The organism is Mesorhizobium sp. M1E.F.Ca.ET.063.01.1.1, assembly GCF_003998155.1.
GTDB lineage: Bacteria > Pseudomonadota > Alphaproteobacteria > Rhizobiales > Rhizobiaceae > Mesorhizobium.
In genome coordinates this window covers 1-13,067 of sequence record NZ_RZSC01000096.1, presented here as the reverse complement: position 1 = coordinate 13,067, position 13,067 = coordinate 1, and the positions used below count along the sequence as shown (strand labels likewise).

Annotated in this window: 13 protein-coding genes and 1 pseudogene; 8 read left to right on the top strand and 6 right to left on the bottom strand. The window is 64.5% G+C overall.

All coding sequences use genetic code 11. The annotated features are described in order from the left end of the window. The first annotated feature begins 62 nt into the window (after positions 1 to 62). Positions 63 to 770 carry a tellurite resistance TerB family protein gene (locus tag EOA29_RS10470; RefSeq protein WP_126092151.1) on the top strand — a complete coding sequence of 236 codons (708 nt, stop codon included), beginning with the start codon at positions 63 to 65 and terminating at the stop codon, positions 768 to 770. A 295-nt stretch (positions 771 to 1,065) separates the two neighbouring features. Beyond that, positions 1,066 to 1,818: an SDR family oxidoreductase gene (locus EOA29_RS10465; protein WP_126095769.1), complete on the top strand. Its 753-nt coding sequence runs from the start codon at positions 1,066 to 1,068 to the stop codon at positions 1,816 to 1,818. Between the two features lie 29 nt (positions 1,819 to 1,847). On the opposite strand, the gene EOA29_RS10460 is transcribed toward EOA29_RS10465, so the two are convergent. Both EOA29_RS10460 and EOA29_RS10455 read right to left on the bottom strand, forming a co-directional pair. Then, positions 1,848 to 2,201 (bottom strand): SHOCT domain-containing protein, encoded by a 354-nt coding sequence (locus EOA29_RS10460; protein ID WP_245464890.1) that lies wholly within the window; start codon positions 2,199 to 2,201, stop codon positions 1,848 to 1,850. A gap of 354 nt (positions 2,202 to 2,555) precedes the next feature. Then, complete coding sequence (locus tag EOA29_RS10455; protein WP_126092152.1) at positions 2,556 to 3,740, bottom strand: pyridoxal phosphate-dependent aminotransferase; 1,185 nt, start codon at positions 3,738 to 3,740, stop codon at positions 2,556 to 2,558. Between the two features lie 101 nt (positions 3,741 to 3,841). On the opposite strand from EOA29_RS10455, the gene EOA29_RS10450 reads away from it, so the two are divergent. The 4 genes from EOA29_RS10450 to denD are packed head-to-tail and all read left to right on the top strand — an operon-like array spanning position 3,842 to position 6,777. Beyond that, positions 3,842 to 4,528 (top strand): GNAT family protein, encoded by a 687-nt coding sequence (locus EOA29_RS10450; RefSeq protein ID WP_126095771.1) that lies wholly within the window; start codon positions 3,842 to 3,844, stop codon positions 4,526 to 4,528. A gap of 12 nt (positions 4,529 to 4,540) precedes the next feature. Next, positions 4,541 to 5,542 carry a cation diffusion facilitator family transporter gene (locus tag EOA29_RS10445; RefSeq protein WP_126092153.1) on the top strand — a complete coding sequence of 334 codons (1,002 nt, stop codon included), beginning with the start codon at positions 4,541 to 4,543 and terminating at the stop codon, positions 5,540 to 5,542. A gap of 51 nt (positions 5,543 to 5,593) precedes the next feature. After that, the gene (locus tag EOA29_RS10440) at positions 5,594 to 5,800 is read left to right on the top strand and encodes a hypothetical protein (RefSeq protein WP_126092154.1); all 207 of its coding nucleotides are present in this window, start codon (positions 5,594 to 5,596) and stop codon (positions 5,798 to 5,800) included. Between the two features lie 2 nt (positions 5,801 to 5,802). After that, entirely contained in the window at positions 5,803 to 6,777 is a 975-nt protein-coding gene (gene denD, locus EOA29_RS10435; protein WP_126092155.1) for a D-erythronate dehydrogenase, read from the top strand. Positions 6,778 to 6,957: 180 nt separating this feature from the next. Here the strand turns inward: denD and EOA29_RS10430 are convergent, their stop codons facing one another. The 4 genes from EOA29_RS10430 to EOA29_RS10415 form a co-directional block, all read right to left on the bottom strand. Next, positions 6,958 to 8,157, bottom strand: a complete 1,200-nt coding sequence (locus EOA29_RS10430; RefSeq protein WP_126092156.1) for a nickel/cobalt transporter — start codon at positions 8,155 to 8,157, stop codon at positions 6,958 to 6,960. 6 nt (positions 8,158 to 8,163) lie between these two features. Then, complete coding sequence (locus EOA29_RS10425; protein WP_126092157.1) at positions 8,164 to 8,832, bottom strand: DUF1007 family protein; 669 nt, start codon at positions 8,830 to 8,832, stop codon at positions 8,164 to 8,166. Between the two features lie 78 nt (positions 8,833 to 8,910). Then, a complete protein-coding gene (locus tag EOA29_RS10420) occupies positions 8,911 to 9,810 on the bottom strand; it encodes a LysR family transcriptional regulator (RefSeq protein ID WP_127220858.1) in 900 nt (299 codons plus the stop codon). A gap of 2 nt (positions 9,811 to 9,812) precedes the next feature. Continuing rightward, complete coding sequence (locus EOA29_RS10415) at positions 9,813 to 11,012, bottom strand: amidase (protein ID WP_126092159.1); 1,200 nt, start codon at positions 11,010 to 11,012, stop codon at positions 9,813 to 9,815. Positions 11,013 to 11,553: 541 nt separating this feature from the next. Here EOA29_RS10415 and EOA29_RS10410 point away from each other — a divergent pair. Then, positions 11,554 to 12,687, top strand: a complete 1,134-nt coding sequence (locus EOA29_RS10410) for a type III PLP-dependent enzyme (RefSeq protein WP_126092160.1) — start codon at positions 11,554 to 11,556, stop codon at positions 12,685 to 12,687. Positions 12,688 to 12,787: 100 nt separating this feature from the next. After that, positions 12,788 to 13,067 (top strand): annotated as a pseudogene (locus EOA29_RS10405) (hypothetical protein); the annotation flags it as partial.

Here is a 13,067-nt window from a genome sequence, read left to right as displayed (position 1 = left end):
ACGTCTTGCCGGTCCGAAACTCCGCCCGGGCGCATTCGGCCGGGCCAATTCTGGAGGCATTGATGCTCGACCCCAAGAAGCTGCTCGACGACCTTCTCGGCTCGCAAATTCCTGGCACGGGATCGACCGTTCGCGACAAGGCGGGGCAGGCGGTGCAGATGGCGAAGGACAATCCGCTCGCCGCCGGCGCGCTGGCCGCGGTGCTGCTCGGCACCGGCACAGGCCGGCAGGTGACGGGCGCCGCCATCAAGCTCGGCGGCTTGGCGGCCATCGGCGGCCTCGCCTACAAGGCCTACCAGAACTATAAGAACGGCGCTGAGCCGGCGCAGGCCCCGGCCACGGGCGAGCCGGAACTGCTGCCGCCGCCCAAGGATACCGCCTTCGACCCCTCGCAGGCGCCGCAAGGCGAGGCCGAGTTCACGCTGACGCTGGTCAGGGCAATGATCTCCGCGGCCAAGGCGGATGGCCATGTCGACGACGAGGAGCGGCAGAAGATCGCCGATAAGCTCAAGCTCGCCGGCATCGGGGCGGATGCGGAGAAGTTCCTGATGGCAGAGCTCGAGAGCCCGCTCGACCTCGACGCGCTGGTCGCCGGCGCCAAGACCGACGCGCAGAAGCTCGAGCTCTACACCGCCTCGCGCCTCACCATCGACCCCGACACCCGCACCGAGCGCGGCTATCTCGATCTGCTCGCCGGCCGGCTCGGCCTGCCGGACGCGCTGGTCGACCATGTCGAGGCGACGGTCTCGGCGGCGAAGGCGCCGGCTTGAGCCGCGTCCAACCGGCGCTGACAAGTCCGGGTTGGTAAACGCGCTCGTGGCGCGCTGCCGGCCGTTAACCTTTCGTTAACCCAGCAAGCGCATCATTCTAGGCAGTCGGACCGGCTTTTCCTCCTCCCAAGCGCGGTTCAGATCAGGGCGGTCGCCAATGACCGCCCTTTTTGTCGGCCCGTTGTCTTGCCGGCCTCTTCTCTTTTGTCGGCAAGAGCCGCTTGCCACGGTCCCTATCATTTGCGATGCCACGTGTTCTTCCAGCAATGACCGGGAAGGGATGACGATGACCGCCATGACAGAGAAAACCGCCATCGTTACCGGCGCCGGCACCGGCATCGGCAAGAGCGTTGCCACGACGCTGCTCCAGGCAGGATGGAACACCGTGTTCTGCGGCCGGCGCAAGAAGCTGCTCGAGGAGGCGATCGCCGAGGCCGGGAAGACGAGCGCCAAAGCGCTCGCAGTCAGTTGCGACATCAGCAAGGCCGACGAAGTCGACGACATGTTCGAGACCGTGGTGGAGGCGTTCGGGCGCGTCGACCTGCTCTTCAACAATGCCGGCATGGGTTACAAGTCGACGCTGATCGACGAGATCCCCGTCGAGGTCTGGAACGATGTCGTGGGCGTCAACCTCACCGGCTCGTTCCTGTGCGCCCGCGCCGCCTTCGGCGTCATGCGCCGGCAAAAGCCGATGGGCGGGCGCATCATCAACAACGGCTCGGTGTCGGCCTATGCGCCGCGCCCGGGCTCGGCGCCCTATACGGCGACCAAGCATGCCATAACCGGCCTGACCAAGACGCTGGCGCTCGACGGCCGGCCCTATGACATCGCCTGCGGCCAGATCGACATCGGCAATGCGTTGACCGAGATGGCGCAGCCGATGACGGTCGGCGTGCCGCAGGCCAATGGCTCCATCGCCGCCGAAGCGGTCATGGATGTCCAGCGCGTCGCCGACGCGGTGCTGCACATGGCGAGCCTGCCGCTCGACGCCAATGTGCTGTTCATGACCGTGATGGCAACGAAGATGCCGTTTGTCGGACGCGGGTAACGGCCCCGAGCGCTGATCGAACGCAGCGCCTACTCGCCGAGCACCCGCCGCCGCTCCTCGAACTCGTTCTTGTCGATCTCGCCGCGCGCGAAGCGCTCTTTGAGAATGTCAAGCGCCGTGCGCCCTGGCGGCGGCTGATGGGGTGGCATCACAGCCGGCCCGCCCAGCCAGCGACCGAGCGGCAGGACGGCGGCTACCAGCACGACAAAAAAGAGGATCATGAACAACGGGCCGAAAATCATCATCCAACCTCCGCCCCACCACATCATGCCGGGACCATAGGCATACCTGTCGGCATCCGACGCCTGAGCCCAGGCAACGCCGGGCGAAAGGGCCAAGACCACGTTCATCGCCGCAGTCGACCTCAGCAGACCTTTCTGCATGGGCTTGCTCCATCATTCACACTTGCCATCCTACACCGTCGAGCGGCCGGTATCTTGCGCCAGATCAAACGCGACATGCTTGCGACGGTCATGCTGAAGGACTCCAGCCGGACCATCGCAAAGACGCGTCTGACGGATTCGCTTAAAGCGCGTCGCGATCTTTCAGATTCGCTCCGTGCGCTTTAGGTTTTTGATTTTACGCATGTCTTTGTCTCCCGAAACCGGTTCCCACTTTCGGGAGACATGCTTTAGGGCGGGCAGCTCACGAGAGCGGCCCGAGCGAGCTGATCTCGACCAACCCGGTGTCGGCTCGGCGAGCCCGCTCGCCATCTCCCTCGAGTGGAGGGTGGAAGCTTACTTTGCCAAAAACGCCTCGATCCGCTCCAGCGCGCGCAGGATGTTCTCCTCGGAATTGGCGTAGGAGAGCCGGACATAGCCTTCGCCGAGCACGCCGAAGTCCGGACCGCCGATCAAGGCCACGCCGGCGTCTTCCAACAGCGTCGAGGCAAGCTTCTTGGCCTTCCAGCCGGTCTTCGACACGTTGGGGAAGGCATAGAAGGCGCCCTTCGGCGTGATGCAGGAAATGCCGGGCAGCGCATTCAGCCCTTCGACCACGATCTTCCTGCGGTTGTCGAAAGCGCGCATCATCTTCTCGACATCGTCCTGCGGGCCGTCGATCGCCGCGATGCCGGCATACTGGCTCGGCGCGTTGACGCAGGACCAGCAATTGACCGCAAGCTTGCGCACCTTGTCGTAGAGATAGGCGCCCTTTTCGCCGTTCGGCCAGATCGACCAGCCCATGCGCCAGCCAGTCATCGCCCAGGTCTTCGACCAGCCGTTGAGCACGATCAGCCTGTCGCGGATTTCCGGGAAATTGAGCAGCGAGCAATGCGTCTCGCCGTCATAGGTCATGACGTCGTAGATCTCGTCGGACAGGATCGCCACCTGCGGGTGCTTCTCCAATCCCTTGACCAGTTTCTCGATCTCGGCCCGCGGGGTGACGCCGCCGGTCGGGTTGGCGGGCGAGTTGAGGATCAGGAGCCTTGTCTTCGGCGTGATCAGCGCCAGCGTCTCGTCGGCCGAGAAGGCGAAGCCGTTCTCCTCTCGGATCGGCACGGGAATAGGCGCGGCGCCGGTGAACTCGATCATCGAGCGGTAGATGGGAAAGCCGGGATCCGGATAGAGAATCTCCGCGCCCGGTTCGCCGAACATCAGGATCGCGGCGAACATGGTCGGCTTGCCGCCGGGCAGGATCATCACGTTTTCGGCCGACACCTCGACGCCGGTCGTGGTCAGCGTGCGGCGCACCACCGCCTCGCGGGTGGCCAGCAGCCCGTTGGCGGGCGTGTAGCCATGATGGCCGTCGCGCAGCGCCTTGATCGCCGCCTCGACGATGTGCTGCGGCGTCTTGAAGTCGGGCTGGCCGATGCCGAGATTGATGATGTCGCGGCCCTGATGGGCAAGCGCGGTGGCACGCGCGAGCACCGCGAAGGCATTTTCCTCGCCGAGACGGTCGAAGGCGGCGATCGTGTGGAGCATTTTTCCCGTCCCTGTGGTTCTTACTGTTGGCGAGCGTTTTTGTGAGCGTCCATTCGCAAAAGTCAAACAGATTGGAGTTCCCCGTGCCAAAAAATATTGGGGTGTCGGAAAATCTGAAAGATTGGCAGCCGCGCCCGCGTCCGGAACGCAAAGCGCTCGAGGGCCGGACCGTCAGGCTCGAGCCGTTGAGCGCCGCAAAACATGGCGATGGGCTTTACGAGGCGTCGTCTGTGGCCGATGTCGATGGCCGCTTTACCTGGCTGCCGGATTATCCGCCGGAAACCCGCGCCGCGTTCCAGCCATGGCTGGACAAGGTCGAGGCGAGCGAGGATCCGCTGTTCTTCGCTGTCATCGACAAGGCGAGCGGCAAGGTTGCCGGGCGCCAGACACTGATGCGCATCGATGCCGCCAACGGCGTCATCGAGATCGGCAACATCTATTGGGGGCCGCTGATCTCGCGCAAGCCGGCGGCGACCGAAGCGCAATTCCTGTTCACCAAATATGCCTTCGACGAGCTCGGCTACCGCCGCTACGAATGGAAATGCAACAACCGCAACGAACCGTCGAAGCGCGCGGCCGAACGTTTCGGCTTCAAGTTCGAGGGCATTTTCCGCCAGCATCTTGTGGTAAAGGGCGAAAATCGCGATACGGCGTGGTATTCGATCATCGACAAGGAGTGGCCGGCTTTGCGTAAGGCCTATGAGGCCTGGCTCGATCCGGCGAATTTCGATGGCGAGGGCCGCCAGAAGCGGCGGCTCGAGGATTTCCGCGCCGAATTCGGCGCATAACGGGAGCGCTAGATGGCGCACGATCACGGCTCGCATGGGGTCGGTGCACACGACCATAGCCATGGCCACGGCGCCGGGCACATGCATGGATCGACCGACAAGAAGCGGGTGCTGATCGCGGCCTGCCTGACGGCCGGCTTCATGGTCGCGGAGGCGCTCGGCGGCCTTCTCACCGGCTCGCTGGCGCTGCTTGCGGACGCCGGTCACATGCTGGCGGACGCGATCGCGCTCGGCCTTGCCTGGTATGCCTTCCATCTCGCCGGCCGCCCTGCCACCGGCCGTCTCACCTACGGCTTCGCCCGCGTGAAGACGCTGGTGGCCTACACCAACGGCATCGCCATTTTCGTCATCGCGCTATGGATCGTCTATGAAGCCTGGGGACGGTTGATTCACCCGGCGCCCGTGCTGGGCGGCCCGATGCTGGTGGTGGCAGTCGCCGGCCTGCTGGTCAACATCGCCTCCTTCTTCGTGCTGCACGGCGGCGATCGCGAGGGCCTGAACATGCGCGGCGCCATCCTGCATGTGCTGGGCGACCTGCTTGGCTCGGCCGCGGCAATCGTGGCGGCGCTGATCATCCTGGCAATCGGCTGGACGCCGATCGATCCGATCCTCTCCGTCCTGGTGTCGCTGCTCATCCTGTCGACGGCGTGGTCGCTGATGCGCGAGGCCGCGCATGTGCTGCTCGAAGGCGTGCCGGCAAGCCTCGACCGCGACCTGATCGCCAAGGATATCGAAGGCGCGGTCAAGGGCGTGCGCGAGGTGCACCACATGCATGTCTGGTCGCTCGACGGCACCAGCAACATGGCGACACTGCACGCCTGCCTGAATGACGGCGTCGATCCGCATGTGGCGGTGAGCGCCATCAAGAAACGGCTTGCCGCGAAGCACGGCATCGATCATGCGACGGTGGAGCCCGAGTTCGGCCTCTGCGCCGACAGCCATGACGAGCACGACCATCGCCATGATCACGACCACGCGCATGATGCGCCTCCTGATCGCCGCCACTATCATTGACGCGTGCCTGATGATGAACTTAAACGACCTCGGGCCAAGGGACGCCTGCTGATGGATCGCGAGACGCGCAACGCGGCGATCGCCGCGGCCTGGATACTGCTGCTGTTCGGCCTCGCCGCCTATTTCCTGCCGACCATCATGTTGGCCGCCGGCAAGGTCTCGACCATCCTGGCCGCCATCATCGCCGCGATCTTCATGGTGGGGCTGTTCGTCGTCCTGTGGCTGCGCGGACGCAGCCAGCGCAAGAAGGGTCTCTAAAGATGAGAATTCTGATTACGGGTGCCGCCGGCATGGTGGGCCGGAAGCTGATTGCACGGCTGGCCAAGGACGGCACACTCGCCGGCCGCAAGATCACGGCGCTCGATCTGCACGACATCGTGCCGGCGCAGGCGCCGGCGATCGACGGCGTGGAAGTCGCCATCCATACCGGCGACTTCGCCGCATCCGGAGCGGCGGCAAGCCTGGTCGGTTCACGCCCGGACGTGATCTTCCACCTTGCCGGCATCGTGTCCGGCGAGGCGGAGGCCAATTTCGATCTCGGCTACCGCGTCAATCTCGACGGCACACGCGCGCTGTTCGACGCCGTGCGGCTGGCGGGCTTTGCGCCGCGCCTGGTCTTCACCTCGTCGATCGCCGTGTTCGGCGCGCCGTTCCCGGATGTCATCCCGGACGAGTTCCACCCGACGCCGCTCACCTCATACGGCACGCAGAAGCAGATGAGCGAAGCGCTGCTTGCGGACTACACGCGGCGCGGCTTCTTCGACGGCGTCGGCATCCGGCTGCCGACGATCTGCGTTCGCCCCGGCAAGCCGAACAAGGCGGCGTCGAGCTTCTTCTCAGGCATCATCCGTGAGCCCTTGAGTGGCCAGGAAGCGATCCTGCCGGTGCCGCGCTCGGTGCTGCACACCCATGCCAGCCCGCGCTCCGCCGTCAATTTCCTGATCCATGCGGCGGAGATCGACGGCAATGCGGTCGGGCCGCGGCGCAATCTCACCATGCCGGGAGTCGCTGCCACCGTCGGCGAGCAGATCGAGGCGCTGGAGCGCATCGCCGGACACGAGGTGGTGAAGCGGATCCGCGAACAGCCAGACGAGACGATCTGGGCGATCGTCAAAGGATGGCCGACGCGCTTCGAGGCGCGGCGGGCGAGGGAGCTGGGTTTTGCCGCCGAGAAGAATTTCGACGAGATCATCCGCGCTCATATCGAGGACGAGCTGGGCGGGAAGATATATTGATATTCAGGTGATGCCGGCCTGCAAACGGCGGCTTCCTGCGCTTCCGGCATTCGCCGGCCGAAGCATTCATGAGAGTGGCGTGGTAGTTAAGGCTACGGCCGGCGTAGGCCGGTTCTCGGAATCCACCGTTTTCGGCTCGGCCTGACCTGAATCTCAACACACCTTCGCGCGCACCTATGGTCAGGCGCCGCCCGTCAGGCTGGCCGACAAAAGCAGCAGCCCAACCAGGAAGATGAAGGCCGCGCCGCCGATCTCGACGATCGAATGGATGCGGTTGCCGAGATATCCGTCGCCGGCGAAATAGACCGCCCAGTTCTTGGCCGTCACCGCGAGCGTCGCCAGCGCCGAGACGGTGATCGCGGTGCCGATCGACATCGCAAGCACCGACAGCAGTCCGCCAAGCCAAAGCCCGTTGAGAAGCGCGAAGCTCAGCACGATCAGCGCGCCTGAGCAGGGGCGAATGCCGACGGCGGCAACGGCCGACCAGGCCGTGCGCCAGTCGAAGCGGTCGCCGGAAAGCAGCGCCGGATCCGGCGCATGCGAATGGCCGCAGGTCTCGCAGACTTCGCCCGGGCCATGATCGTGGTGATGATGCGCTGCATGATCGTGCGCGCCATGATCGTGGCTATGCGGGTGCGAGTGCGCCACATCATCGTGGTCGTGATGCGTGTGCAGCGTATGCGCCGCGTGGGCATGCGTCGAAAGCGAATGAGCATGGGAATGGCTTGCGTGGGAATGCGCGTGCGCGTGCCCGGCATGGGAATGCCCGGCACGCGAATGCCCCGCATGGGCGGCCGACAGGCTGTGGGCGGGCGCTCTGCCGAGCAGGCGCGGTATCGATGGACCGAGCTTGCGCCACAAAAGCCAGGCGCCGAACAGGGTGACCAGCACAAAGCTGGAGATTTCGAGGAACCAGGTCGCGTCGGTCATCGACACCGCCGTGCCGCGCAGCACGAAATAGGCGAGCACCATGACCACGACCGCGGTCAGGCCCTGCAGCAACGCCGAGACGAAGGAGAGCAGGATGCCGCGCTTCAGCGCCACTTCGTTGGCGACCATATAGGAGGAGATCACCGCCTTGCCGTGCCCGGGACCGGCGGCGTGGAAGATGCCATAGGCGAAAGAAAGGCCGACCAGCAGCCAGAGCTTGCTGCCGTCCTGGCGCATCGCCTTCATCGCGGCTGCCAGCGAATGGTAGAATTCCTGCTGCCTGAGATTGATCCACATCAGGATATGGGCGAACGGACCGGAGGTGCTTGGCGCCATGCCGTCATTGGTGCCGATGCCGAGTGAGCTCTGGGCATGGGCGATGCCTGGCAGATGCGTCATCACCAGGGTGGCGGCCAAAAGGCCAAGCGCCAAGCGCAGCGATGGTTTCATCACCGATTATCCTTCTGGCGGGCAGTTCAGTTCGAGCTTGGTGGCGAAGATCTTGCTCATGTCGGTGCCCGTCGGATCGTTGAAGAACGCATCCGTCAGGGTCTTCTGGTTCTCCTTGATCGCTTCGTCGGGATCGGGGCGGACCACCTTCTTGGTGCAGTTCGAGGGTAGGCCCTCGACGGTGAGGTTGGCGTCGTCGGTGAAATCGATCGCCGTGTAAAATGTCGGATCGTAAACGCCGATGTCGATCTTGCCGGCAAGCTTGATCGGCGTCTTCGGCTCGGACTCGAACAGGATGATCAACTGATCATTGTCGAAGTTCGCCATCAGATGCGGCGGCGGGATCATCGGCACGTCCTTGCCGTCCTGCGTGACCAACTGGAAGTAGTTGAATTCGGCCAGCGAAGAATGGACGGTATCGGCCACTTCCTTGAGCTCTTTGTCATCAAGTTTCAGATCGGAGTTCTTGTCGAACTCCATCATCACAGTGCTCGAAAACAGATCGTCGAAACGCCACAGATGGCGCAGCGCTTTCACGCTTTGGTGATCCTCGCTCAGGATCACGTCGAGGCGGGCTTCGGCAAAGACATGCGGATGCACCTCGGCCGGCTCGACCGCGGCGAATGTCACTGCTGCGGCCGAAGCCAGCATGGTTGCTTGCCGTTTCAGGTGCATTCTGGGCCGCGATTCCATCGACTTCGGGAGTAAAACCCGAGAGTTATCAGAAAGGGGGCGAAATTGGGACGCGGGATATCACGCGCCGTCTCGCGTCCTGAACCAGTGCACCAGGAAATCGACGAAGACGCGGACCTTGGCGGGCAGGTAGCGGCGGTGCGGGGAGACGGCGAAGATACCGGTACCCGACAGGATGCGATCGTCGAGCGCGGTGACCAACTTACCGGAAGCGATATCGGGAGCAGCTATGAAATCCGGCAGCATGGCGAAGCCGAGGCCGGAGAGAGCGGCAGCTCGCGCCACAATTGGGCTGTTGACCTCGATCGGGCCGGAGACGGCGACGCTCATGGACTCCTCACCCTCACCCTTGAAACGCCAATTGGCCAGCGAGCGGCCGTTGGTGTCGACCAGGCAAGGCATGTTGGCGAGATCCTGTGGACGCGTCGGCTTGCCATGCTTTGCGAGCAGCTCTGGCGATGCGCACAGCTTGACCGAAAACGGTCCCAAGCGCCTGGCGATCAGCGAAGAGTTCTCAAGCCGCGAGATGCGCACCGCAAGGTCGAAACCCTCTTCAACAAGGTCGACGAAGCGGTCGTCGAGGTGGATGTCGAGCACGATGTCGGGATGCTGCTTGGCGAAGTCGATCAGCGACTGGCCGATCGGCGCGTCGGCGAAGGTGCGCGCCGCCGAAAGCTTGATCCGGCCGCGCACGTCGCCGGAGGATTCGCGCACGGCGTCGGCCAGGCTGTCGACCTCGCGCACGATTTCGGAAGCGCGCTGATAATAGGTGTGGCCGGCTTCGGTCAGCGAGAACTGGCGCGTGGTGCGGTTCAGAAGCAGCGCGCCGAGTTCGTCCTCCAACTCGCGCACATATTTCGACAGCAGCGCTTTTGAACGGCCGATCTTGCGCGCTGCGGCCGAGAAGCCTTCAGCCTCGACCACGTCGATGAAGGCGCGCATACGGGTCAATGTGTCCATGATCAGACCTTTCGTGCCGCGTCGAGAATCCTGCGGCCGAGCCGTATCAAAGCGACGTCGCCGCCGGAAGGGCCCAGCAGCGACAGGCCGAAGGGCGCGCCGTCGACGGAGCCGAGCGGCAAGGTGATCTGCGGGAAGCCCGACAGGCCTGCCAGGCACAACAGATGCAGCGCCCTTTCGCGATAGGCCTGGAACTGTTCGGGCGTGCTGGTCTTCAGCGGCGCCGCGCCTGGAACGGTCGGCAGAACGAGAAAGCCGTTGTTGCCGAGCAGGGCGCCGAGATCGGAACGGAAGGCCAGCCGGCGTTCCGCCTCGGCGGCGACCGTGCCGGCATCGATCGTGCGGCCGAAGCCGAAACGCTCGTCGATGCCAGGGCCAAGGCCGTGGTTGCCCGCCGAGATCCAGCTGCCATGCACCTGCCAGGCCTCGTAAGCCTGCAGCCGGCGAAAACACCAGTAGAGATCATCCGGGGACGAGGCGAAGGCGTATTCCATCTCGGTCGGCTCGCCGACGACGCCGGCCGTCAGTGCCTTCATTCGTCCATATTCGGCGGCCTCGGCCGGGCCGGCAACGAAAGCGTCCAGCCAGCGGATCGACAGTGGGCGGTTGAGCGGATGCTGATGCGGATCGCGCCCGAGCAGGAGCTTGCCGACCGCCTCATAGGTCTCGATGTCGTCGGCGAACCAGCCGAAGGTGTCGAAGCTCGGCGCCAGCTTCATCGCGCCGTCGAGCGAGATGCGGCCGTGGCTGGTGCGCAGCCCGATCAGGCCGCAGAAGCTTGCCGGCGCGCGGATCGAGCCGCCGGTGTCGGAACCGATGGCGATATCGGCAAGGCCTCCTGCGACTGCAGATGCCGATCCCGAGGAAGAGCCGCCGGTGACGCGGTCCGGGGCGGCCGGGTTCACCGGAAAGGCGAAATGCGAATTCTGGCCGAACAACGAGAAGGCAAGCTCGTCAGTCTGCGTCTTGCCGACGAAGCGAGCGCCGGCGTCGAGAATCATCTGGACGGCCTTGGCTGTCTGCGAGGCGGCGTGAGCCTGCTCGAACTTGCGCGGGTTGCCGCAGCCGGTGCGATAGCCGGCGACGTCGTAAATGTCCTTGACGGCCAGGCGCAGGCCGGCAAGCGGGCCTGATTCCGCATTGGCCACAGGCACTTGGCGCAGATCGAGGAAGGCGTTGAGAGGGCCGTGGGTGCCTGGCATCGTTCGATTTCCGGATACGGTCCACAAACATTGTTCGATGCCGGAATTTTTACAACCGGCGCTTACGATTTTTATTGATTGTGAAACCCTTCGCTCTTATATCGCGCTTGCCCAAAGTCGCACGTGCCTGTGGGTGTCCGCCGATCCTCGAATGGTGAGGGCAACCGGTAAGGTAACTGGAGCCAACCCCTCCAGTCGGTCTAGTGGCCAACCGCCAGACCGAGGACACCTTGAAGCAACGACGGTGCGGGCCTTTCTGGTGTCTACCGGTCGTCCAAAGACCGGGGTTACTGAAGAGGCACACCTTCATTGCCTGTAGTGCGGACGGGGTCCTCCCATCCAAGCCAAGGCAGACAAAGCGAACCGAGGCCGGGCAAGGCCAGGTTCACCGCCGCGAGACGGCGATTCGTGGTTCCGGGGTCTCCACCGGCTGGTTCCACGGATTTTCCGTCCCGCCTTTGTCCACCGCGAGTTCGCGAGGCTGAGCGCCCGCGTCCCGCAGCCTTTGTGCGCGCCGAAAGGCGCAGATGGAGAGACCTCGATGGCTACCCAGCGCATCCTTGACTTCCTCGCCACCCGACGTCCGAACGGCCCCTGCCTCGTCGTCGACCTCGATGTCGTGCGCGACAACTTCCGCGCCTTCGAGAAGGCGCTGCCCGATTCCAAGATCTACTATGCGGTGAAAGCAAACCCGGCGCCGGAGATCCTGCGCCTTCTTGCTGCGATGGGCTCGTCCTTCGACACCGCATCCGTTGCCGAGGTTGAGATGGCGATGGACGCCGGCGCGCCGGCGGACCGCATTTCCTTCGGCAACACCATCAAGAAGGAGCGCGACATCCAGCGCGCCTATCAGCTCGGTATCCGCCTCTACGCCGTGGACTGTGTGGAGGAGGTCGAGAAGATCGCCCGCGTCGCCCCCGGCTCGCGCGTGTTCTGCCGCGTGCTGACCGACGGCGAAGGCGCCGAATGGCCGCTGTCGCGCAAGTTCGGCTGCGTGCCGGCGATGGCCGTCGATGTGCTGCGCCATGCCAAGGAGCTTGGCCTGGACGCTTATGGCGTGTCGTTCCATGTCGGCTCGCAGCAGACCAACCTGTCGGCCTGGGACCGCGCGCTGGGCGACGCCAAGAAAGTGTTCGCGACGCTCGCCGAGGAAGGCATCGTCTTGAAGATGGTCAACATGGGCGGCGGTTTCCCGACCCGTTACCTGAAGGACGTGCCGGCGGCGCAGGCTTACGGCCAGGCTATCTTCTCGGCGCTGCGCAAGCATTTCGGCAACGCGCTGCCCGAGACGATCGTCGAGCCGGGCCGCGGCATGGTCGGCAATGCCGGCGTCATCAAGTCGGAAGTCGTGCTGATCTCGAAGAAGGCCGACAACGACAATGTGCGCTGGGTGTTCCTCGACATCGGCAAGTTCGGCGGCCTCGCCGAGACCATGGACGAGGCGATCCGCTATCCGATCGTCACTCGCCATGACGGCTCGGAGACCGCGCCCTGCGTGCTCGCCGGCCCGACCTGCGATTCGGCGGACGTGATGTACGAGAAGACGCCCTATCCGCTGCCCCTGTCGCTGACCATCGGCGACGAGGTGCTGATCGAAGGCACCGGCGCCTACACGACGACCTATTCTTCGGTCGCGTTCAACGGCTTCGAGCCGCTCCGATCCTACGTGATCTGAGCGGTTCACAAGAACCGCTCAGATCACCCGGCGCGGGCGATCATGTCGCCCGCCCGGGCTCGCTTGTGGAACAGATCTCCGCTCGAGAAGGATCGCGGAAATGGACAATGCAGATTTCATCGTCGAGGGCGCCGCGCGCCGGGTAATCTCCCCCCTTGAGGGGGAGATGGCCGCGCAGCGGCCAGAGGGGGTCGTCGCGCGTGGAGCGCCAACGCCGCTTCTCGTCACGCAGGGCGCCGGCGCTTCACGCGCGGCGACCCCCTCTGTCGCCTTCGGCGACATCTCCCCCTCGAGGGGGGAGACTGCCCGCGCCTTCGTCATCCTTGCCGAAGGCACCGGTGACATGCTGGCGCGCGAAGCGCTGCTCGACCGCGCCATGG

Excerpts from the sequence above, each read along its gene's own strand:
- EOA29_RS10470 (WP_126092151.1), top strand. The coding sequence starts at position 63 with ATGCTCGACCCCAAGAAGCTGCTCGACGACCTTCTCGGCTCGCAAATT.
- EOA29_RS10425 (WP_126092157.1), bottom strand. The coding sequence starts at position 8,832 with ATGCACCTGAAACGGCAAGCAACCATGCTGGCTTCGGCCGCAGCAGTG.
- EOA29_RS10460 (WP_245464890.1), bottom strand. The coding sequence starts at position 2,201 with ATGCAGAAAGGTCTGCTGAGGTCGACTGCGGCGATGAACGTGGTCTTG.
- EOA29_RS10465 (WP_126095769.1), top strand. The coding sequence starts at position 1,066 with ATGACAGAGAAAACCGCCATCGTTACCGGCGCCGGCACCGGCATCGGC.
- EOA29_RS10440 (WP_126092154.1), top strand. The coding sequence starts at position 5,594 with ATGGATCGCGAGACGCGCAACGCGGCGATCGCCGCGGCCTGGATACTG.
- EOA29_RS10430 (WP_126092156.1), bottom strand. The coding sequence starts at position 8,157 with ATGAAACCATCGCTGCGCTTGGCGCTTGGCCTTTTGGCCGCCACCCTG.
- EOA29_RS10420 (WP_127220858.1), bottom strand. The coding sequence starts at position 9,810 with ATGGACACATTGACCCGTATGCGCGCCTTCATCGACGTGGTCGAGGCT.
- EOA29_RS10415 (WP_126092159.1), bottom strand. The coding sequence starts at position 11,012 with ATGCCAGGCACCCACGGCCCTCTCAACGCCTTCCTCGATCTGCGCCAA.
- denD (WP_126092155.1), top strand. The coding sequence starts at position 5,803 with ATGAGAATTCTGATTACGGGTGCCGCCGGCATGGTGGGCCGGAAGCTG.
- EOA29_RS10455 (WP_126092152.1), bottom strand. The coding sequence starts at position 3,740 with ATGCTCCACACGATCGCCGCCTTCGACCGTCTCGGCGAGGAAAATGCC.
- EOA29_RS10445 (WP_126092153.1), top strand. The coding sequence starts at position 4,541 with ATGGCGCACGATCACGGCTCGCATGGGGTCGGTGCACACGACCATAGC.
- EOA29_RS10410 (WP_126092160.1), top strand. The coding sequence starts at position 11,554 with ATGGCTACCCAGCGCATCCTTGACTTCCTCGCCACCCGACGTCCGAAC.